The sequence below is a fragment of the Pseudomonas putida genome (genome assembly GCF_050990305.1).
GTDB classification, from domain to species: domain Bacteria; phylum Pseudomonadota; class Gammaproteobacteria; order Pseudomonadales; family Pseudomonadaceae; genus Aquipseudomonas; species Aquipseudomonas putida_AH.
This window is the reverse complement of the sequence record NZ_CP158817.1, coordinates 4851546-4872995: the sequence shown is the minus strand read 5'-3', so window position 1 is coordinate 4872995 and position 21450 is coordinate 4851546. Positions and strand designations below refer to the sequence as shown.

Here is a 21450-nt window from a genome sequence, read left to right as displayed (position 1 = left end):
AATGGCTATCGAGATCAAAGCCCCCACTTTCCCGGAATCGGTTGCCGATGGCACCGTTGCCACCTGGCACAAACAACCGGGCGATGCCGTCAAGCGTGATGAACTGATCGTCGACATCGAAACCGACAAAGTCGTACTGGAAGTTCTGGCCACTGCTGACGGCGTGCTGGGCGCTATCGTCAAGAACGAAGGCGACACCGTTCTGTCCGACGAAGTACTGGGCTCGATCGTAGAAGGCGGCGCTGCTGCCGCGGCGCCTGCCGCTGCCGCTCCGGCTGCTGCTCAAGCGGCTGCTCCAGCCGCCGAAGGTGAAGACGATCCGGTTGCTGCACCGGCTGCTCGTAAGCTGGCTGAAGAAAACGGCATCAACATCGCTTCCGTTGCCGGTACTGGCAAAGGCGGTCGCGTGACCAAGGAAGACGTGGTTGCAGCCGTTGCCGCCAAGAAAGCCGCTCCAGCTGCCGCGCCTGCCAAGGCTGCTGCACCTGCCGCTGCTGCTCCGGTATTCGCTGCCGGTGATCGCGTTGAAAAACGCGTTCCGATGACCCGTCTGCGTGCCAAGGTTGCCGAGCGTCTGGTTGAAGCTCAATCGAACATGGCGATGCTGACCACTTTCAACGAAGTCGACATGACCGAAGTCATGGCACTGCGTTCGAAGTACAAGGATCTGTTCGAGAAGTCCCACAATGGCGTACGCCTGGGCTTCATGTCGTTCTTCGTGAAAGCGGCCACCGAAGCGCTGAAACGCTTCCCGGCAGTCAACGCATCGATCGACGGTTCGGACATCGTTTACCACGGCTACGCCGACATCGGTGTTGCCGTTTCCAGCGACCGTGGCCTGGTGGTACCGGTTCTGCGTAACGCCGAGCTGATGAGCCTGGCTGAAATCGAAGGTGGCATCGCTACTTTCGGCAAGAAAGCCCGTGACGGCAAACTGTCGATCGAAGAGATGACTGGCGGTACCTTCACCATCACCAACGGCGGTACCTTCGGTTCGATGATGTCGACCCCGATCGTCAACCCGCCGCAGGCTGCGATTCTGGGCATGCACAACATCATCCAGCGTCCTATGGCGATCAATGGCCAGGTTGTCATCCGTCCGATGATGTACCTGGCGCTGTCCTACGATCACCGTCTGATCGATGGCAAAGAAGCTGTAACCTTCCTGGTGACCATCAAGAACCTGCTGGAAGATCCGGCTCGTCTGTTGCTGGATATCTGATAGAAGCAGCCCCGAGCTGCAAGCTTCAAGCTGCAAGAAAAGGCAGCTTGGCTTGCAGCGCGCGGCTTGAAGCTTTTCGCTAAAGAGGATTTTTTGAATGTCGCAGAAATTTGACGTTGTAGTGATCGGCGCGGGCCCTGGCGGTTACGTAGCTGCCATCAAGGCTGCACAGCTGGGTCTTTCCACTGCCTGCATCGAGAAGTACACCGATGGCGAAGGCAAATTGGCCCTGGGCGGCACTTGCCTGAACGTAGGCTGCATTCCTTCCAAGGCGCTGCTGGACAGCTCCTGGAAATACAAGGAAGCGAAAGAGAGCTTCAACGTCCACGGTATCTCCACCGGCGAAGTCAAAATGGACGTCGCTGCGATGGTTGGCCGCAAGGCTGGCATCGTCAAGAACCTGACCGGTGGTGTCGCCACCCTGTTCAAGGCCAATGGCGTTACTTCGATCCAGGGCCACGGCAAGCTGCTGGCCGGCAAGAAAGTCGAAGTCACCAAGCCGGACGGTTCGGTTGAAGTCATCGAAGCTGAGAACGTCATTCTGGCCCCAGGTTCGCGCCCGATCGACATTCCACCGGCTCCGGTTGATCAGAAAGTCATTGTTGATTCGACTGGCGCACTGGAATTCCAAACCGTACCTAAACGTCTGGGCGTGATCGGCGCTGGCGTGATCGGTCTGGAACTGGGTTCGGTATGGTCGCGTCTGGGCTCCGAAGTGGTTGTCCTGGAAGCTCTGGACACCTTCCTGATGGCCGCGGACACCGCTGTGTCCAAGGAAGCACTGAAAACCCTGACCAAACAGGGCCTGGACATCAAGCTGGGCGCTCGCGTGACCGGTTCGAAAGTGAACGGCGACGAAGTCGTTGTGAACTACACCGATGCCAACGGCGAACAGTCCATCACTTTCGACAAGCTGATCGTAGCCGTTGGTCGCCGCCCGGTGACCACTGATCTGCTGGCTGCCGACAGTGGCGTGACCCTGGACGAGCGCGGTTTTGTGCACGTTGACGATCACTGCGCTACCACCGTACCGGGCGTTTACGCCATCGGTGACGTGGTTCGCGGCATGATGCTGGCACACAAGGCCTCGGAAGAGGGCATCATGGTTGTCGAGCGCATCAAGGGCCACAAGGCTCAGATGAACTATGACCTGATCCCTTCGGTTATTTATACTCACCCGGAAATCGCGTGGGTCGGTAAAACCGAGCAGGCCTTGAAAGCTGAAGGCGTAGAAGTTAACGTCGGCACCTTCCCGTTCGCAGCCTCTGGCCGTGCCATGGCTGCCAACGATACCGGTGGTTTCGTCAAGGTCATCGCAGATGCCAAGACAGACCGCGTATTGGGCGTCCACGTGATTGGTCCAAGCGCTGCCGAACTGGTTCAGCAGGGCGCGATCGGTATGGAATTCGGCACCAGCGCTGAAGACCTGGGCATGATGGTTTTCTCCCATCCGACCCTGTCTGAAGCCTTGCACGAAGCTGCTTTGGCAGTGAATGGCGGCGCCATCCACATCGCCAACCGCAAGAAGCGTTAAGACAATAAGAAACCACGGCGGTATCGGCCCGTCGTGAGCCTTGCGTGCAAGACTCACCGCGGAATGTCCGCTGGACGCAGCCTTGCGTAGCTGCACCGGGTATCCGGAAAGGCTACGCAAGCAGCAGTCACAGGTGGTGCGGCACTTGAACAAGTGCAGCACCGAATGCGCAGTACCTAACGAAGACGGTAAAAAGCATGAATCTTCACGAGTATCAGGGTAAGCAGCTGTTCGCTGAGTACGGCCTGCCAGTATCCAAAGGCTACGCGGTAGACACCCCGGAAGAAGCAGCAGCAGCTTGCGACAAGATCGGCGGCACTGAGTGGGTTGTCAAAGCCCAGGTCCACGCCGGTGGTCGCGGTAAAGCGGGCGGCGTTAAGCTGGTTCGCAACAAAGAAGACGCCAAAGCCTTCGCACAGCAGTGGCTGGGCAAGCGTCTGGTGACTTACCAGACTGACGCCAATGGTCAGCCAGTCACCAAGATCCTGGTTGAATCGTGCACTGATATCGCTAAAGAGCTGTACCTGGGCGCTGTCGTTGACCGTTCGAGCCGTCGCATCGTGTTCATGGCTTCCACCGAAGGTGGCGTGGACATCGAGAAAATCGCTCACGACACTCCAGAAAAAATTCTGAAAGCCACTATCGATCCACTGGTTGGCGCTCAGCCATTCCAGGGTCGCGAGCTGGCATTCCAGCTGGGTCTGGAAGGCAAGCAAGTTGCTCAGTTCGCCAAGATCTTCGTTGGTCTGGCCAAACTGTTCCAGGATCACGATCTGGCCCTGCTGGAAGTGAACCCGCTGGTGATCAAGGCTGACGGCGATCTGCACTGCCTGGACGCCAAGATCAACATCGACGCCAACGCCATGTACCGTCAGCCTAAGCTGAAGACTTTCCACGATCCGTCGCAAGACGATCCGCGCGAAGCGCACGCTGCCAAGTTCGAACTGAACTACGTAGCGCTGGAAGGCAACATCGGTTGCATGGTCAACGGTGCTGGCCTGGCCATGGGTACCATGGACATCGTCAACCTGCACGGCGGCAAGCCAGCCAACTTCCTCGACGTAGGCGGCGGTGCTACCAAAGAACGCGTTACCGAAGCATTCAAAATCATTCTGTCCGACACCAACGTCGCTGCAGTACTGGTTAACATCTTCGGCGGCATCGTTCGTTGCGACATGATTGCCGAAGGCATCATCGGTGCAGTGAAAGAAGTCGGCGTTAAAATCCCGGTTGTTGTTCGCCTTGAAGGTAACAACGCTGAGCTGGGCGCTAAAGTACTGGCAGAAAGCGGTTTGAACATCATCGCTGCTACCAGCCTGACCGACGCTGCTCAACAAGTTGTCAAAGCTGCGGAGGGCAAATAATGAGCGTCCTGATCAATAAAGACACCAAAGTTATCTGCCAGGGTATTACCGGTTCGCAAGGTAGTTTCCACACCCAGCAAGCCATCGAGTACGGCACCAAGATGGTTGGTGGTGTAACTCCAGGCAAAGGCGGCACCGAGCACCTGGGTCTGCCAGTGTTCAACACCGTGAAAGACGCTGTAGCTGCCACTGGCGCCACCGCCAGCGTGATCTACGTTCCAGCTCCTTTCTGCAAGGACTCGATCCTGGAAGCTGCTTTCGGCGGCATCAAGCTGATCGTCTGCATCACCGAAGGCATTCCTACCCTGGACATGCTGGACGCGAAAGTTAAGTGCGACGAGCTGGGTGTTACCCTGATCGGCCCTAACTGCCCAGGCGTGATCACTCCAGGCGAATGCAAGATCGGCATCATGCCAGGTCACATTCACTTGCCAGGCAAGGTCGGTATCGTTTCCCGTTCCGGCACCCTGACCTACGAAGCTGTTAAGCAGACTACTGACGCCGGTTTTGGTCAGTCGACTTGCGTCGGCATCGGTGGTGACCCGATTCCGGGTTCGAACTTCATCGACATCCTGAAGCTGTTCCAGGAAGACCCGAAGACCGAAGCGATCGTGATGATCGGTGAGATCGGCGGTTCGGCTGAAGAAGAAGCGGCTGCCTACATCAAGGCAAACGTGACCAAGCCGGTTGTCTCCTACATCGCTGGTGTGACTGCTCCTCCGGGCAAGCGCATGGGCCATGCTGGCGCAATCATCTCTGGCGGCAAAGGCACTGCAGACGAGAAATTCGCTGCTCTGCAAGACGCAGGCGTAAAAACCGTGCGTTCGCTGGCAGACATCGGCAAGGCCCTGGCCGAGCTGACTGGTTGGGCTGTCAAGTAAGCTTCGCGCTTAGCTGACGCTTCACCAAACAAAGGCCACCTTCAGGTGGCCTTTGTCGTTTCCGGGATTGATGTAGTCAATGACGGCCTCTTCGCGGGCAAGCCTCGCTCCTACAGGATGAGGCGTTTGCAGGATTTATATCTGTAGGAGCGAGGCTTGCCCGCGAAGACGTACTTACAGGCTCACACCATTTACATGCGAAAACGCGACACGAAAGTGTCGTGTATCGGAATGTTCGCCCTCTAACAGTGCGTTTATCGGCCAAATTCGTTAGGCTACTCGCCATTTTTGCGTCCGCCGCCCACAAGGCAGCTGCGCGCTTAACGGGTCAGTCCCATACGGACCGACTGCATTTCCCTCAACCATAAGGGAAACCCCTCTCTAAATTCCGATTCAGTAGTGTGGTATTTCCTTAATGAAAGTGTTGAAAGGTCAGGACATCCTGGCACTTGGTTTTATGACGTTTGCCCTGTTCGTCGGGGCCGGCAACATCATCTTCCCGCCTATCGTCGGTTTGCAGTCCGGGCCTAATGTCTGGATGGCGGCGCTGGGCTTTCTGGTCACGGCGGTAGGGTTGCCGGTCATCACCGTAGTTGCGCTGGCCAAGGTCGGTGGCGCCATGGATGCGCTGAGCAGCCCGATCGGCAAAGTTGCCGGTGGCCTGCTGGCTGCCGCTTGCTATCTTGCCGTCGGCCCTCTGTTTGCCACGCCACGTACCGCAACCGTGTCTTTCGAAGTGGGGCTGGCGCCCCTGACCGGCGAAAGCCCACTGGCGCTCTTTCTCTACAGTTCGGTGTATTTCCTGCTGGTGTTCTTCATCTCGCTGTATCCGGGTCGCCTGTTGGATACCGTAGGACGTTTCCTCGCACCGCTGAAGATTATTGCCCTGGCTGTGCTCGGCATCGCCGCATTCGCCTTGCCGGCGGGTGATATTGGCCAGGCCACGCCTGAATACGTTGCGGCACCGTTTTCCCAGGGGTTCATCAATGGTTACCTGACCATGGACACCCTCGGCGCGCTGGTATTCGGTATCGTGATCGTCAACGCCATTCGTTCGCGCGGTGTCGAATCACCGGCGCTGATCACCCGTTACGCGATCATTGCCGGTCTAATTGCCGGCGTCGGTCTGGCACTGGTGTACATCAGCCTGTTCCGTCTGGGTTCGGGCAGCCATGAAGTGGCTGTCGGCGCGACCAACGGTGCGGCAGTGCTGCATGCCTACGTACAGCACACCTTCGGTTCCCTGGGCAGCGGATTCCTAGCCGTGCTGATCTCCCTGGCGTGCCTGGTAACGGCTGTAGGCCTGACCTGTGCCTGCGCCGAGTACTTCAGTCGCGTACTGCCACTGTCTTACAAGACTCTGGTGATCATCCTCGCGGCGTTCTCCCTGCTGGTGTCCAACCTGGGCCTGACCAAACTGATCGCGTTTTCGATCCCGGTCCTGACCGCGATCTACCCGCCGTGCATCGCCCTGGTTGCCCTGAGCTTCTGCAAGGATTTCTGGCATGAGCAGGGCCGTATCGTAGGTCCGGTGATGCTGGTGTCGTTCATCTTCGGTCTGATCGATGCCCTCAAGGGTGCGGGCCTGGCGGACTGGATGCCGACGCAAATGGCTCACTTGCCGCTCAGTGAGCAGGGCCTGGCGTGGTTGGTACCTTCGGTGATGACCCTGGTGGTCGCCGTGGTCTGTGATCGCCTGCTGGGCAAGCGCGAAGAAGCACTGGCTTAAAAGCTTGCGCGGCCTGTCACAAGCGGGCCTGCGAGTAAAATAGAAATGCCCCGTATCAATCGATACGGGGCATTTTTTATGGGCGTGAGGCAGTGTCTTTTTCCTTAAGCTAACGTCGAAGCTCTACCTGTAGGAGCGATGCTTGCTCGCGATGGCGCACTAACATTCAACGCATCTGTTGATTGATACACCGCAATCGCGAGCAAGCATCGCTCCTACACAGCCTACGTCTCACAGGGAATTGCATGTCATTCATCCAAGCCAACCTGATCCACCTTCTTGCCGCGCTTTGGTTTGTTATTTGTTGGGGCGGTTACACCCGTTATGCGACATGGAAAGGTCGAGATACCGCGTGCCTTGCCAGCGTTTTGCACCTTTATCGGGAAGACTGGATGCGCCGCATGCTGCTGCGTGACAACCGCATCGCCGACGCCAGCGTGATCGGTAATCTGGAGCGCAATGCATCCTTCTTTGCTTCCAGCACGCTAATTATTCTTGCGGGCATTCTTACGGTGTTGGGGGCTTCCGAAAGAGCGGTGTCGTTGCTGGCGGATATTCCGATGGTGCAGCAGGCTTCCCAAGGCATGTCGGAAATCAAGTTGTTGTGCCTGGCGCTGGTGTTCGTCTATGCGTTCTTTACGTTCAGTTGGTGTATGCGTCAGTACAACTTTGCCGCCATTCTGGTGGGCTCGGCACCGATGATCGGCGAACGCCAGGTGTCTGAGCAGGAGCGTAAGGCCTTTGCCTCTCGGGCAGCCCGTGTCATCTCCATGGCCGCCAACCAATTCAACTTTGGCCTGCGCTCTTATTACTTTGGCATGTCCATGCTTGCATGGTTCGTCAGCCCCTGGTTGTTCATGTTGATGAGTGCCGGGGTGGTGTTTGTGTTGTATCGCCGGGAGTTTCACTCAGACGTTCTCGACGTGATGGTCTATACCCCTACAGAGGCGCCGTTGCCCGAGGTGAGTAAAGAGGCTGCTTGATGAGTATTCCCTTCTGGTGTGTGTTTATCAGTGCCGTACTGATCTACGTGGCGCGCATGCCCGTTACCACGGCCATGAAAGAGCAGGGTGGCTATAACAATCATTTGCCGCGCCAACAACAGGCGCAACTCACCGGCTTGGGCGCACGAGCGGTGGCGGCACACCAGAATAGTTTCGAAGCGTTCATATTGTTTGCGGTCGGTGTGTTGATGGCGCATACCAGACAGACGTCGGGATGGCTCATCGATTGGCTGGCAATCATCTTCGTGATTACGCGTGTTATCTACTTGGTCTGTTACTGGAAAGATCTCGCCTGGCAGCGCAGCCTGGTTTGGCTGGTGGGTTTAATCTGTTCGCTGTTGCTGATGATTAGTCCGACTTTTCGAACGATTTTGCTCTAACGCTGAACGGGCAAACAAATTCGCAGATAAAAGAAAACCCGCACTTGGCGGGTTTTCTTTTGTCACGCTAAAAACCGTATTAGTTCTTAGGTGCTTCCGGCGCGGCTTCTTTTGCCGCTGCTTCGTTCGATTCAGCCTGATCTTTGGCGGCTTCGGCGTTTTCTTTCGCCGCTTCGTTCACTTTATCCTGAGCTTCGTTCATTTTTTGCTGGGCTTGTTCAGCATGTTGGTTTGCGTCTTGAGCTTTGTCCTCGGATTTTTTATCGCAGGCGGCGAGACCGAGGGAAGCGGTCAACATCAAGGCAATAGCTAAAGTCTTACGCATGGGGTGTTTCTCCTGATGAAAAATATCTTACTGGCCTTTCGAGCGCCGCCATCAGGGTTAAGTTCCACCTATCATTCAGATATATAAGTTTGTTCTAACGTGGAACTTTTTCAATTGTCATTACTGCGCTGTCAGCCAATAAATCAAGAGTTCTTATCAAATGGCCGAAAACCCCGTTTTTGAGCGCGCAACGCGATTTCTATCCGCGCTGCGACATTGTCAGGTCCTGGGGCTGCGCATTCACAGTGCCAGCAACGAAGGGCTCACCTTGATTCTGCCATATAGCCCGCAAATCATCGGTAACCCGCAAACCGGTGTGATTCACGGCGGGGCACTGACCACGCTGATGGACACCGCCTGCGGCATGTCCACGCTCTGCGTGCTGCCGGAATTCGAAGTCTGCCCGACCCTGGACCTGCGGATCGACTACATGCATGCCGCCGAACCGCATAAAGATGTCTACGGTTTCGCCCAATGCTACCGGGTGACCACTGACGTGATCTTTGCACGCGGCTTTGCCTATCAGGACGATCCCGAGCAACCGATTGCTCATGTGGTGGGGACCTTCATGCGCATGGGCAAGGGCATCAAGGGCACTAAAGGCTTTGGTGGCGCTATCGCCGGAGGTGCGCAATGACTGACGGACTCCAGGAGCAACTCCAGAAAGCCCATGAGCAGGGTGACTATGCCTCGTTGCTGCAGCTGATTCCCTACGCCGCGCTGATTGGCGTCGAATGTTCGCGTGTGGGGGATGAATTGTTGTTTCGCCTGCCGGCCAACAAGGACAACATTGGCAACCCGTTGTTGCCCGCTATCCATGGTGGCGTGATTGCCGGCTTCATGGAGTTGTCCGCCGCGCTGCACCTGTTGATTGCTACCGGTTCGCCGGGCGTCCCGAAAATTATCGACTTTTCCCTCGATTACCTACGCGCCGGGCAGTTCCGCGATACCTGGGCCTGTTGCCAGGTGTGCCGTCAGGGGCGTCGAGTGGCCAACGTGGCGATTACGGCGTGGCAAACCACCGAAGGTGAACCCATTGCCACCGCACGGGCGCATTTCAAGCTCGAGGAGCCCTTGAAATCCTGAACGGTGCCCCCAACTCTGATGACAACCCGCCGCAGACCCTCTTGGTCGCGGCTTATGCCATCTGATTGGAGTTTGATGACCATGAGTGTGGAAACTCAAAAGGAAACCCTGGGCTTCCAGACCGAGGTAAAGCAGCTGCTGCACCTCATGATCCATTCGCTGTATTCCAACAAGGAAATTTTCCTTCGCGAACTGATCTCGAACGCCTCTGACGCTGTAGACAAATTACGTTTCGAAGCCCTCGCCAAACCAGAATTGCTGGAAGGTGGCGCCGAGCTGAAAATCCGTGTGAGCTTCGACAAGGACGCCAAGACCGTCACCCTCGAAGACAACGGTATCGGCATGAGCCGTGAAGATGTGATCACCCACCTGGGGACCATCGCCAAATCCGGCACCGCCGACTTCATGAAGAACCTGTCGGGCGACCAGAAGAAAGATTCGCACCTGATCGGTCAGTTCGGTGTCGGTTTCTACTCTGCATTCATCGTTGCCGACAAAGTCGACGTGTTCAGCCGTCGTGCAGGCAGCCCTGCCAGCGAAGGCGTGCACTGGTCGTCCAAGGGTGAGGGCGAATTCGAAGTCGCCACCATCGACAAGGCCGAACGTGGCACCCGCATTGTTCTGCACCTGAAATCCGGTGAAGACGAGTTCGCGGATGGCTGGCGCCTGCGCAACATTATCAAGAAGTACTCCGACCACATCGCCTTGCCGATCGAGTTGCCAAAAGAAGTGGCAGCCACTGAAGGTGAAGAAAAGCCGGCCGTTGAATGGGAAACCGTCAACCGCGCCAGTGCCCTGTGGACCCGTCCTCGCACTGAAGTGAAGGATGAGGAATACCAGGAGTTCTACAAGCACATCGCCCACGACTTCGAGAATCCGCTGAGCTGGAGCCACAACAAGGTCGAAGGCAAGCTGGAATACAGCTCGCTGCTGTACGTGCCGGCTCGTGCGCCGTTCGACCTGTATCAGCGTGAAGCGCCCAAAGGCCTGAAGCTGTACGTGCAGCGCGTGTTCGTGATGGACCAGGCTGAGTCGTTCCTGCCGCTGTACCTGCGCTTCATCAAGGGCGTGGTCGACTCCAATGACCTGTCGCTGAACGTGTCGCGGGAAATCCTGCAGAAAGACCCGATCATCGACTCCATGAAGTCGGCGCTGACCAAGCGTGTGCTGGATATGCTGGAAAAACTGGCGAAGAACGAGCCTGAACAGTACAAGGGCTTCTGGAAGAACTTCGGTCAGGTCATGAAAGAAGGCCCGGCAGAAGACTTCGCCAATAAAGAGAAAATCGCCGGCCTGCTGCGTTTCGCCTCCACTAACGGTGATGACGGTGAGCAAGTGGTCGGTCTGGCCGAATACCTGGCTCGTGCCAAGGAAGGTCAGGACAAGATCTACTACCTGACCGGTGAAACCTACGCGCAGGTCAAAAACAGCCCGCACCTGGAAGTCTTCCGCAAGAAAGGCATCGAAGTGCTGCTGCTGACCGACCGCATCGATGAGTGGCTGATGAGCTACCTCAGCGATTTCGACGGCAAGAGCTTCGTTGACGTGGCGCGCGGTGACCTGGACTTGGGCAACCTGGACTCGGAAGAGGACAAGAAGGCTGCCGAGGAAGTCGCCAAGTCCAAGGAAGGTCTGGTGGAGCGTCTTAAGACGGCACTGGGCGAATCCGTTGCTGAAGTACGGGTTTCCCATCGTCTGACCGACTCCCCGGCGATCCTGGCCATCGGCGAGCAGGATCTGGGGCTGCAAATGCGTCAGATCCTGGAAGCCAGCGGTCAGAAGGTGCCGGATTCGAAGCCGATCTTCGAATTCAACCCGGCTCACCCGCTGATCGAGAAGCTGGACAGCGAGCAGAGTGACGAGCGCTTCGGCGACCTGTCGCACATCCTCTTCGATCAGGCCGCCCTGGCGGCCGGTGACAGCTTGAAGGACCCGGCGGCCTATGTGCGCCGACTGAACAAGCTGTTGGTCGAGTTGTCGGCTTAACTGTGTTGCAGAAAAACCCGCTTCGGCGGGTTTTTTCATTCTGGTGTTTAAAAATCAGGAGTCAGAAATGAGCCAAATCACTGTACGTTCCGTTGCTTACCAGATTGACGGCCAAGCCTACGAAAGCCGCCTGGCTTTCGACGCCGACCATAAGGGCGTGCGTCCGGGGTTGTTGATGGCGCCGAACTGGATGGGCGTCGGCGCCGGTGCTGAGGAGATCGCCAAATCGGTGGCGGCCAAAGGTTACGTGGTACTGATCGCGGATCTCTACGGACAGTCGGTTCGTCCGCAGAATAACGACGAGGCGGGCGCGGCGATGATGCCGCTGAAGAACGACCGAGCATTGCTGCGCAAGCGCATGCAAGTGGCGTTCGAGCAATTGCAGAAACAGGGCGAGGCGGCGGTCGACACGTCGAACCTGGCGACCTTCGGTTTTTGTTTCGGTGGTTGCTGCGCGCTGGAACTCGCGCGTACCGGTGCGCCGGTGAAGGCCGTGGTCTCATTCCATGGCACCCTCGATACACCAAATCCGGCCGATGCGAAGAGCATCAAAGGCAAGGTACTGGTGCTGCACGGCGCGTCCGATCCATTGGTGCCGAAAGAGCAGTTGCCGGCGTTCGAGGATGAAATGAATGCCGCCGGTGTGGATTGGCAGTTGTTGAGCTACGGTGGTGCATTCCACTCGTTCACTGACCCGCATGCCAAGGTGCCGGGCATGATGATGTACGACGCCAAGGTTGCTGCACGGGCGTTTACGTCGATGCACAATTTGCTGGATGAAGTATTCAAGGGTTGATTACCTGAAGATCAAAAGATCGCAGCCTGCGGCAGCTCCTACAGATTTACGCGTTACCCTGTAGGAGTTGCCGAAGGCTGCGATCTTTTGTTTTTGCTCTAGGGCAATTCGATCCGCTCAACTTCCCCCGGTACCGTCGGCCAATCCCCGGCCGCCCAGCGCCGCCGTGCTTCGTCGATCAACGCCGGGTCGCTCGCCACAAAATTCCAGTTGATTCGCCGCGGACCATCCAGCGGTGCCCCGCCAAACAACACCGCATGGCAATCGCTTTCGGCGAACAAGGTCATCTCCTCGCCGGCCGGCAGCACCACCAGTGCATGGGGTTCAACCGTTTCGCCGTCCAGTTGCACCTCACCGCTCAGCACGTACAGCGCACGTTCTTCGTGCTCGGTGGGAATCAGCAGCGTCGTTGCCGATTGAAGATTCACCTCGGCGTACAGTGTGGGAGAAAGCACCGGTACCGGCGATTCCAGGCAGAAGCCTGAGCCGGCAATCATGCGGATCTTCACCCCAAGGCTTTCACTGACCGGCAGCGTCGATGCAGGATGGTGGCTGTAATGACCCGGTCCATGCTCACGTTCCTTCGGCGAAGCCAGCCAGACCTGCAAGCCGTGCATCATGAAATCACTACCTTTGAGTGCTTCTGGCGTGCGTTCAACGTGGGCGATGGCACTGCCAGCGGTCATCCAGCTGACATCCCCAGCATTGACGATCTGATCCGACCCGAGGCTGTCCTTGTGCTGGAGCTGTCCCTCAAAGAGGTAGGTGAGTGTGGACAGGCCAATGTGCGGATGTTGGCGGATATTCATGCCTTCTCCCGCGGCGTAGCGGGTTTGGAGCATGTGATCGAAGAATACAAAAGGCCCGACATTGCGGCATTTGGCTGACGGCAACGGGCGAAGAATCGGCTGGCCTTCGACATCTTCGGCACGAGGGCGAATCACGAGCGGAGTGTTCATGGTGCATTCCAGGCTGAGCGGGTGATGCCATCGAGCATAACCCGCCTGCGCGGTCGTTGCCGCTATTGGCTGAAGGCACCTTCCGAAAGATGGGTTTCGATGCTGACTTCGCTGGTGGTCATCAGCTTGTGAATCGGGCAGCGGTCGGCCACGCGGTGCAGTTCGTCACGCTGGGCGTCGGTGAGTACGCCTTTGAGGGTCAATTTGACGTGCAGCGCGTATTTGCCCTTTTGCTCTTCGCTGTTGTCGCGTTTGACCTCGACGCCAACACCGGTCAGGGGGATGCCCTTCTTCCTGGCATACAGCTTCAGGGTCAGGGCTTTGCAGGCGCCCAGTGCCGCGTCAAAGTAATCGTGGGGTTCCGGTGCCGAGCCTTCACCACCCGCCGTGGTGGGGACGTCGGCAAAAAGCTCATGGTCATCGATTTGTACACTGTGACGAAAACCTTCGGCGGAGACGGTATTGACGGTAACGGTCATGGGAAACCTCGCTGGCATCAGGAGCAGACATTCGATCAAAAAAGACCTTGAAGGTATAGAGCATTGCTCCTGTGGCGGGTTCCACTTTCTTGCTCACGGCTGGACGCGGACCCGTAGGAGCCAGGCTTGCCGGCGAAATCGTCCCGGAGAGCGCCTTCGCCGGCAAGCCTGGCTCCTACAATGAGGGCGCAGACATCCGGCGAAAAAAAGCCCCGCATTGGCGGGGCTCTTTCATATCGGTCTGATTCAACTGCCTTTGACAGCCTTGCCGTTGACCTTGCCGTCCAGGAGCATGATGTTGTATTCCTTGCCGTCGGTTTCGACCTGTTGCAGGCGAACCAGCAGGTAGTCCCAATCCTTGGCAAACCACAGCACGGTAGTGCGCTTGCTTTGTGTCGGGTCGCGTACGCGCTCGACTTTGACTGCGTCGATCTGGCCTGCCTTGGTATCGACCTTCTCCGAGCCCAGCACGCGGAAGTCATAGGTATCGACTTCGCCACCATCGACCACCTGATAGCTCATGCTTTTCTTGCCGGCGGCTACGTCATGCTGCAGGGCAAGCTGATAGGTGGATTTGTCGACCATGCCACGGTTAAGGGGGATGTTGACCGCGTCGCCACGGTCGGTGCCGGTGACCTTTTTGGCGGCCCAATCGAAGTCCAGATCGGCTTTCTTGGCTTTGCCCAGGCCGCCTCGTTCGAAGTGATAGGACTGCGGCAGCAGGGTGTCCTTGTCGAGGGTCAGGGTGCTTTCTTCGGTCAGGCTGGCGATCATCATCGAAGCCTTGAAGCTGAGCTTCCAGACGCCGTTGGCTTCCTTGGTCAGGCTGCGTTCGGCGGTGCCGCTCATGGGCAGCTGTTTCCAGTCGGCGGTGTAGCTGGCGGAGAAAGGTTGAAGTTCTGCAGCCTGTGCGAAGGGCAAAGCGAGCAGAGCGCAAGCGAGGAGCAGGGCGCGACGCATAATATCTCCTAGGTTCGAATCAAGTGGCCGCAGGCCGCGAGCAACTGTCCATCCAGTAAAGCACCTTGATCGCCAAGTGACAGTCGGCCTTCGGCAAACCAGCGCACGGCCATCGGGTAGATCAGGTGTTCCTGTACATGGACCCGCTGCGCCAGACTCTGCGGCGAGTCGTGCAACTCTACCGGTATTACTGCCTGTACGACCAGTGGTCCGCCATCGAGTTCCTCGGTGACGAAGTGCACTGAGCAGCCGTGTTCGGCGTCGCCGGCTTCCAGCGCTCGCTGATGAGTGTGTAACCCTTTGTATTTGGGTAGCAGTGAAGGATGGATGTTGAGCAGGCGACCCTGGTAATGGCGCACGAAATCCGCGCTGAGAATGCGCATGAAGCCAGCCAGTACCACGAGCTTGGGATTGAAGGCGTCGATCAGTTCGACCAGCGCGGCATCGAAGGCCTCGCGGCCGTCGAACGCTTTGTGATCCAGGGTGCGGGTGTCGATGCCCGCGTCCCTGGCGCGTTGCAGGCCGAAGGCGTCAGCGCGGTTGGAGATCACCGCAGCGATGCGGACCGGGCTGTCGCCGGTCCGCGTGCTGTCGATCAAGGCCTGCAAGTTACTGCCGGTGCCGGACAGCAGCACCACGACATCACAGGTGTTAGGCATCAGTGAGCCTTGAGGTTCTTCAGTTCAACCTGAGCCGCGCCTTCGGCAGCGGTGGCGATCTGGCCGATGACCCAAGGTTGCTCGCCAGCTTCACGCAGAACGTTCAGGGCGGTTTCAACGTGTTCTTGCGCCACGCAAATGACCATGCCCACACCGCAGTTCAGCACGCGGTGCATTTCGTTCTCGTCGACGTTGCCTTTCTCTTGCAGCCAGTCGAATACCGCCGGACGGTTCCAGCTCGCCACGTCAACCACTGCTTGTGCGCCTTTTGGCAGAACGCGCGGGATGTTGTCCAGCAGGCCGCCACCGGTGATGTGGGCCATGGCTTTGACGGCGCCGGTTTCCTTGATCAGCTTGAGCAGCGGCTTCACGTAGATACGGGTCGGAGCCATCAGCAGGTCGGTCAGTGGTTTGCCGTCCAGCTGGATGTTTTCGATGTCGGCACCGGACACTTCGATGATCTTGCGGATCAGCGAGTAACCGTTGGAGTGCGGGCCGGAAGACGGCAGGGCGAGCAGGGCATCGCCGGTGGCGACTTTGGAGCCGTCGATGATTTCGGATTTTTCCACGACGCCGACGCAGAAGCCGGCCAGGTCGTAGTCTTCGCCTTCGTACATGCCCGGCATTTCAGCGGTCTCGCCGCCAACCAGCGAGCAACCCGACAGTTCGCAGCCTGCACCGATGCCGGTCACGACCTGAGCGGCGGTGTCGACGTTCAGTTTGCCGGTGGCGTAGTAGTCGAGGAAGAACAGCGGCTCGGCGCCGCAAACGACCAGGTCGTTGACGCACATGGCAACCAGGTCGATGCCGATGCTGTCGTGCTTGTTCAGGTTCAGTGCCAGGCGCAGCTTGGTGCCGACGCCGTCAGTGCCGGAAACCAGCACAGGCTGCTTGTAGCCGGCCGGGATTTCGCAGAGGGCGCCGAAACCGCCCAGGCCGCCCATGACTTCCGGGCGCGCAGTGCGCTTGGCGACGCTCTTGATGCGTTCGACCAATGCTTCACCGGCGTCGATGTCTACACCGGCGTCCTTGTAGCTCAGGGAGGGTTGCTTGCTCATGATCCAGGCCTTTAGGGGGGATTTCTGGGTAACGACCGAGTTCAGCGGGGGCGCCGAAATCGACGGGGGCGATTGCCTCACGCGAATTTCGAAAGTGCCCGGCTGTTGCCGGTCTGCGAAGGCGCGCGATTTTATCAGGCTTGAAGGGCAGCGGCCATCCTCAGGCCGACAGCAGGGGCATATCGGCTTAAAAAAACCTTCATTACTGCGTGTTGATTGCATCCTTCAAGCTTGAGCAGGGTATCGTCATTAACCGTCTATCGTTATGACAGTGCGAAAACTTACCCGGGACGTGTGAATGTTTTGCGCCGGGCAATGGTCACAACCTTGCTCGGTCATCTTCATGCGGCCTGTTCCAGCCGCTCTTGTCGCCAGGAATCTTCCATGCGTTTGTGTAAATTCTTGTTTGTAGGCTGTTTGTCATTGGTCAGTCTGATTAGCCATGCCGAAACGGTCAAAGGCCTTTACCAGGTGCGCGAACCTGTGAGCGGCCAGTCACCCGAGGAGCGCGATCAAGCGACCCAGCGCGCCCTCGACACCCTTGTCTTGCGTCTGACCGGCGACCCCAAGGCCGTACAAAGTCCGGGACTGGCGGCGATCCGCAAAGACCCGCAGCAAATCATCAGTCAGTTCGGCTATGACGCCGGGCCACCGGAGGTATTGAAGGTCGATTTCGATCCAGGCACCACCGAGCAGGCGTTGCGTCGTGCCGGATTGGCCATGTGGGGCGCTAACCGGCCATCGATTCTTGGCTGGTGGCTGAACGATTACACCGAAGGATCAAGCCTGGTGGGCGATGCTCAGCCTGGCGCAGTGCCGTTGCGGCGTGCGGCGCAGCACCGTGGTTTGCCACTGCGGTTGCCGTTGGCGGATCTGAATGAACAGATTGTCGGCACCGCTGCGAACCTGGAAAGTGCCGACCCCGCGCCCTTGCACAACGCCTCGGAACGCTACAATGCCGATGCCCTGCTGGCGGTACATGCCCGCGAAGAAGGGGGGCAATGGCAAGCCAAGTGGCGTTTGTGGCTGGGGGATAAAGCCGAAACCGGTACCGCCACTGGTGCCGATCAAGCGGCACTGGCGGACGCGGTGATGCTGGCGGTCAACGAACGATTGGCGCCGCGGTTCGTCGCTAAGCCTGGGGCTACGGGTCAACAATTGCTGGCCGTTGACGGCATGAATCTTGAGCGTTACGCGACCCTTGGCCGTTTATTGGAGCCTTTTGGCGGGCGCCCGCAAAGCGTGAATGGCGACAAAATACTGTATCGGGTCAATGGCAGTACCGATCAACTGCGGGCGCAATTGTCGCTCGCAAAATTGCAAGAGGTGGCCGCAGCGCCGGCCCCCGTGGCGCCCGTAACGCCTGCGGCCGATGGTTCAACCCCTGCCGTGGCGCCGACAGTTGCACCTGCGCCGCAGCTGCATTTTCGCTGGTAGTTTTTCTTTCTATATATAGAAGCAATGGAGTGGTTCATGGCCGATACGCGGCGTTGGTTCTGGTTGGGTGGAGTGGTTCTGCTCTGCGCGTTTATCTGGCTATTACACCCGATACTGACGCCGTTCCTGGTGGCGTTGCTGCTGGCTTATCTGTTTGATCCGTTGGTGGATCGGCTGGAAAGGGTCGGGTTGTCACGGACGTGGGGAGTGGTCGCGGTATTCGCCTTGTTCTCCTTGATCTTCACGACGTTGCTGCTGGTGTTGGTTCCGATGCTCGCCAAGCAGCTGTTTCGTCTGTATGAGCTTGCGCCGCAGATGTTGGACTGGTTGCAGCACACTGCACTGCCTTGGGCACAGTCAAAGTTTGGTTTGTCCGAGGGGTTCTGGAAGTTCGATAAGCTCAAGGCTGCCATCAGCGAACACATGGGCCAGACCACCGACATTGTCGGGGTGGTGCTGAGTCAGGCGACGGCTTCCGGCCTGGCGTTGATCGGCTGGCTGGCGAATCTGGTGCTGATTCCGGTGGTGAGTTTTTATCTGCTGCGCGATTGGGACCTGATGATGGCGAAGATTCGCAGCTTGCTGCCCCGTGATCGTGAGGAGCGTGCGGTGTTGCTCGCCGGCGAGTGCCATGAAGTACTTGGAGCCTTCGTGCGCGGGCAATTGCTGGTCATGTTGGCCTTGGGCGTGATCTACGCCGCAGGGCTGATGCTGGTGGGGTTGGAGTTGGGGCTGCTGATCGGTTTGATTGCCGGTCTGGCGGCGATTGTGCCGTACATGGGCTTCATTATCGGCATTGGTGCCGCTTTGATCGCCGGTCTGTTCCAATTCGGCGGCGACCTGTACCCAATGATTGGCATTGTCGCGGTGTTTATGGTCGGTCAAGCGCTGGAGGGTATGGTGCTGACACCATTGCTGGTGGGGGATCGCATCGGTCTGCACCCGGTGGCGGTGATCTTCGCGATCCTGGCCGGCGGTGAACTGTTTGGTTTCACCGGTATTTTGTTGGCATTGCCGGTGGCGGCCGTGATCATGGTGCTGGTGCGCCATGTGCATGATTTGTATAAGGATTCGGAAATCTACAGTGGTGTCGACGAGCCCGAGCTTTAGGCTCGATCGCGGGTAACCCGGTTTGCTACCGGGTTGATCCCCGCACCGCCAAAGAAACCGGCATGAAACCGGCCTGCTGACGCAAACCTTTGATTTTGCTTGTGGTGTGTCGCATTGTGCCGTCGGCTTCACGGGTATAAACTTCGCAAACTTTACACAGAGGCCACTTACGGTTCCTTTGGAACTGTTCAGTCAGCATGAAACCGATTCAGCTGCCCCTAGGTGTGCGTCTGCGTGACGACGCCACCTTTATCAACTACTACCCAGGCGCCAATGCCGCTGCACTCGGCTATGTCGAGCGGCTATGCGAAGCCGACGCCGGCTGGACCGAAAGTCTGATTTATCTCTGGGGCAAGCACGGGGTAGGGCGCACGCATTTATTGCAGGCCGCGTGCCTGCGTTTCGAGCAGATGGGTGAACCGGCGGTGTACCTGCCGCTGGCGGAGTTGATGGATCGCGGCGTCGAAATTCTCGACAACCTCGAACAGTACGAGCTGGTTTGCCTGGATGATTTGCAGGCCGTGGCAGGCAAGGCTGACTGGGAAGAAGCCTTGTTCCATTTGTTCAATCGCCTGCGTGACAGTGGCCGGCGTCTGTTGATTGCGGCGTCTACGTCCCCGCGTGAACTGCCAGTCAAGCTGGCAGACCTGAAGTCCCGCCTGACGCTGGCATTGATCTTCCAGATGCGCCCGCTCTCCGATGAAGACAAATTGCGTGCCCTGCAACTGCGGGCATCCCGTCGTGGCCTGCACCTGACGGATGAGGTCGGGCATTTCATTTTGACCCGTGGCACGCGCAGCATGAGTGCTCTGTTCGAGTTGCTTGAAAGGCTCGATCAGGCCTCGCTTCAGGCACAGCGCAAGTTGACCATTCCGTTCCTGAAAGAAACCCTGGGCTGGTAGCCAAGCCCGCGTGGTCTGCGGCTTGCGGCGGCTTGCGGCATATTCCAGACGCCAGAAAATGCGCTTTCCTGCAGGGCGCAGGCTACGCAAATGATCAAAATGGGCTTAAGCGCTTAGATGTAACCGGGAAACCGGGAAGTCACAAAAAGTTCGATTGAATTTGCAAATGAGGGTGATAGCGGGCATAGTCTCGACTTCTTTACCACTCATCAGCCACGGTCGTGCCCATGCTAAAGCGCTTCGCACCCCTCGTGCCTCTCGCACTCGTTACCCTGTTGTTCGGTTGCGCTGCCCACACGCCAGTGTCCCAGCAAGCGCCACAACAGGCTCAAAATTCCGTTACTGCCCAGTCTTCCGTCCGTTATCAAGACTCTCTTTACCAGGACGAAGTGGCCACCGAAAAAGAACTGGCCGCTTTTGCTGATGGCAAGTCCTACCAACTGCCTGCTCTGGCCGACAGCATCCTCGAACGTGGCATGTCCCTGATCGGTACCCGTTACCGTTTCGGTGGTACCTCTGAAGCCGGTTTCGATTGCAGCGGCTTCATCGGCTATCTGTTTCGTGAAGAGGCCGGCATGAACCTGCCTCGCTCCACCCGTGAAATGATCAACGTGGACGCGCCACTGGTTTCTCGCAACAAGCTGGAGCCGGGCGACCTGTTGTTCTTCGCTACCAACGGTCGTCGCGGTCGCGTCAGTCACGCCGGGATCTACTTGGGTGACAACCAGTTCATCCATTCCAGCAGCCGCAAAAGCGGTGGCGTGCGGATCGACAACTTGGGCGACAGCTACTGGAGCAAGACCTTCATCGAAGCCAAGCGCGCCCTTGCGATGGCTCCCGCTGCAAACCCGATTGTCACTGCACGCAAGTAAGCGGACAGTTTGTAAGGCGAACTTAAAGTCTTACTTGAAGTTTGCTGCATAAGCGCTAGAATCTGATCTATGAATGATGGCAAACCGCCTGCGTGCTGCGCAGGCGGTTTTCTTTTCTGCGTCCTCTGCAGGAAAAAGCCGCAGCCAGATCAGGGTGTTCTGCTTATGACGACGTCGGCCCGCCTCACAATCTTGCTCTTCGCCGCGCTGCTCAGTGCTTGCGCCAGTCGCACGCCGCCGCCAGCGCCGGTGGTTCGCCCCCCCATCGTGTTCGGCTCTTCCCAGGCGTTCTCGCCTGAAGCGGAAGACGTGCTGTTTCGTGCGCTCGGTCTGGTGGGCACACCTTATCGCTGGGGCGGCAATACACCGGACTCCGGTTTCGATTGCAGCGGGCTGATCGGCTATGTGTATCGTGATGTCACTGGCATTTCCTTACCACGCACCACCCGTGAAATGATCTCCATGCAAGCGGCCGATGTCGGCAAGGAAGGTCTGCAAACAGGCGACCTGATCTTCTTCGCCACCAATGGCGGTTCCCAGGTCAGCCATGCCGGCATCTACGTCGGTGAAGGTCGCTTCGTCCATGCACCAGCCACGGGTGGCACGGTGAAGCTCGACAGCTTGTCCAAGGCGTATTGGCAGAAAGCCTACCTGAGCGCCAAGCGCGTCCTGCAACCGGAGCACCTGGCGCGAAATCCGTAATCGCC

22 protein-coding genes are annotated in these 21450 nt (G+C 57.9%); 16 read left to right on the top strand and 6 right to left on the bottom strand.

Annotated elements, in window-relative coordinates; all coding sequences use genetic code 11:
* Window position 1: 1 nt before the first annotated feature.
* From odhB to ABTV22_RS21905, 7 genes are all read left to right on the top strand, one after another.
* Window positions 2–1222, top strand: a complete 1221-nt coding sequence (odhB, locus tag ABTV22_RS21935; RefSeq protein WP_433736562.1) for a 2-oxoglutarate dehydrogenase complex dihydrolipoyllysine-residue succinyltransferase — start codon at window positions 2–4, stop codon at window positions 1220–1222.
* A gap of 97 nt (window positions 1223–1319) precedes the next feature.
* Entirely contained in the window at window positions 1320–2756 is a 1437-nt protein-coding gene (gene lpdA / locus ABTV22_RS21930; RefSeq protein WP_433736561.1) for a dihydrolipoyl dehydrogenase, read from the top strand.
* 197 nt (window positions 2757–2953) lie between these two features.
* The gene (gene sucC, locus ABTV22_RS21925) at window positions 2954–4120 is read left to right on the top strand and encodes an ADP-forming succinate--CoA ligase subunit beta (RefSeq protein ID WP_433736560.1); all 1167 of its coding nucleotides are present in this window, start codon (window positions 2954–2956) and stop codon (window positions 4118–4120) included.
* On the top strand, window positions 4120–5001 hold the full coding sequence (sucD, locus tag ABTV22_RS21920; protein WP_007931513.1) for a succinate--CoA ligase subunit alpha: 882 nt from the start codon (window positions 4120–4122) through the stop codon (window positions 4999–5001). The genes sucC and sucD overlap by 1 nt, the downstream gene beginning before the upstream one ends.
* Window positions 5002–5416: 415 nt before the next feature.
* Window positions 5417–6730, top strand: coding sequence for a branched-chain amino acid transport system II carrier protein (brnQ, locus tag ABTV22_RS21915; RefSeq protein WP_433736559.1), 1314 nt, complete (start codon window positions 5417–5419; stop codon window positions 6728–6730).
* A 245-nt stretch (window positions 6731–6975) separates the two neighbouring features.
* A complete protein-coding gene (locus ABTV22_RS21910; protein ID WP_433736558.1) occupies window positions 6976–7713 on the top strand; it encodes a DUF599 domain-containing protein in 738 nt (245 codons plus the stop codon).
* Complete coding sequence (locus tag ABTV22_RS21905; protein ID WP_433736557.1) at window positions 7713–8114, top strand: MAPEG family protein; 402 nt, start codon at window positions 7713–7715, stop codon at window positions 8112–8114. The genes ABTV22_RS21910 and ABTV22_RS21905 overlap by 1 nt, the downstream gene beginning before the upstream one ends.
* 79 nt (window positions 8115–8193) lie before the next feature.
* Here ABTV22_RS21905 and ABTV22_RS21900 read toward each other — a convergent pair whose 3' ends face one another.
* The gene (locus ABTV22_RS21900; protein ID WP_433736556.1) at window positions 8194–8439 is read right to left on the bottom strand and encodes a hypothetical protein; all 246 of its coding nucleotides are present in this window, start codon (window positions 8437–8439) and stop codon (window positions 8194–8196) included.
* 160 nt (window positions 8440–8599) lie between these two features.
* Between ABTV22_RS21900 and ABTV22_RS21895 the strand changes: the two genes are divergently transcribed.
* From ABTV22_RS21895 to ABTV22_RS21880, 4 genes are all read left to right on the top strand, one after another.
* Window positions 8600–9076: a PaaI family thioesterase gene (locus ABTV22_RS21895; RefSeq protein ID WP_433736555.1), complete on the top strand. Its 477-nt coding sequence runs from the start codon at window positions 8600–8602 to the stop codon at window positions 9074–9076.
* Window positions 9073–9525 (top strand): PaaI family thioesterase, encoded by a 453-nt coding sequence (locus ABTV22_RS21890; protein ID WP_433736554.1) that lies wholly within the window; start codon window positions 9073–9075, stop codon window positions 9523–9525. The genes ABTV22_RS21895 and ABTV22_RS21890 overlap by 4 nt, the downstream gene beginning before the upstream one ends.
* A gap of 81 nt (window positions 9526–9606) precedes the next feature.
* Window positions 9607–11511, top strand: coding sequence for a molecular chaperone HtpG (gene htpG, locus ABTV22_RS21885; protein ID WP_433736553.1), 1905 nt, complete (start codon window positions 9607–9609; stop codon window positions 11509–11511).
* A 67-nt stretch (window positions 11512–11578) separates the two neighbouring features.
* Entirely contained in the window at window positions 11579–12307 is a 729-nt protein-coding gene (locus tag ABTV22_RS21880; RefSeq protein WP_433736552.1) for a dienelactone hydrolase family protein, read from the top strand.
* A 98-nt stretch (window positions 12308–12405) separates the two neighbouring features.
* Here ABTV22_RS21880 and ABTV22_RS21875 read toward each other — a convergent pair whose 3' ends face one another.
* The 5 genes from ABTV22_RS21875 to purM form a co-directional block, all read right to left on the bottom strand.
* Complete coding sequence (locus ABTV22_RS21875) at window positions 12406–13266, bottom strand: pirin family protein (protein WP_433736551.1); 861 nt, start codon at window positions 13264–13266, stop codon at window positions 12406–12408.
* A gap of 62 nt (window positions 13267–13328) precedes the next feature.
* Window positions 13329–13745 carry an OsmC family protein gene (locus tag ABTV22_RS21870; RefSeq protein WP_433736550.1) on the bottom strand — a complete coding sequence of 139 codons (417 nt, stop codon included), beginning with the start codon at window positions 13743–13745 and terminating at the stop codon, window positions 13329–13331.
* A gap of 246 nt (window positions 13746–13991) precedes the next feature.
* Complete coding sequence (locus tag ABTV22_RS21865; protein WP_433736549.1) at window positions 13992–14705, bottom strand: DUF3108 domain-containing protein; 714 nt, start codon at window positions 14703–14705, stop codon at window positions 13992–13994.
* An 8-nt stretch (window positions 14706–14713) separates the two neighbouring features.
* Entirely contained in the window at window positions 14714–15364 is a 651-nt protein-coding gene (purN, locus tag ABTV22_RS21860) for a phosphoribosylglycinamide formyltransferase (RefSeq protein ID WP_433736548.1), read from the bottom strand.
* On the bottom strand, window positions 15364–16422 hold the full coding sequence (purM, locus tag ABTV22_RS21855; protein ID WP_433736547.1) for a phosphoribosylformylglycinamidine cyclo-ligase: 1059 nt from the start codon (window positions 16420–16422) through the stop codon (window positions 15364–15366). The genes purN and purM overlap by 1 nt, the downstream gene beginning before the upstream one ends.
* A gap of 384 nt (window positions 16423–16806) precedes the next feature.
* Here purM and ABTV22_RS21850 point away from each other — a divergent pair, with 384 nt between their 5' ends.
* From ABTV22_RS21850 to ABTV22_RS21830, 5 genes are all read left to right on the top strand, one after another.
* Window positions 16807–17859 (top strand): DUF2066 domain-containing protein, encoded by a 1053-nt coding sequence (locus tag ABTV22_RS21850; RefSeq protein WP_433736546.1) that lies wholly within the window; start codon window positions 16807–16809, stop codon window positions 17857–17859.
* Window positions 17860–17895: 36 nt separating this feature from the next.
* Complete coding sequence (locus ABTV22_RS21845) at window positions 17896–18969, top strand: AI-2E family transporter (RefSeq protein WP_433736545.1); 1074 nt, start codon at window positions 17896–17898, stop codon at window positions 18967–18969.
* Window positions 18970–19166: 197 nt separating this feature from the next.
* Window positions 19167–19871 carry a DnaA regulatory inactivator Hda gene (hda, locus tag ABTV22_RS21840; protein ID WP_150772678.1) on the top strand — a complete coding sequence of 235 codons (705 nt, stop codon included), beginning with the start codon at window positions 19167–19169 and terminating at the stop codon, window positions 19869–19871.
* 227 nt (window positions 19872–20098) lie between these two features.
* A complete protein-coding gene (locus tag ABTV22_RS21835; protein WP_433736544.1) occupies window positions 20099–20743 on the top strand; it encodes a C40 family peptidase in 645 nt (214 codons plus the stop codon).
* 165 nt (window positions 20744–20908) lie between these two features.
* Window positions 20909–21445 carry a C40 family peptidase gene (locus ABTV22_RS21830; protein ID WP_433736543.1) on the top strand — a complete coding sequence of 179 codons (537 nt, stop codon included), beginning with the start codon at window positions 20909–20911 and terminating at the stop codon, window positions 21443–21445.
* Window positions 21446–21450: the final 5 nt, after the last annotated feature.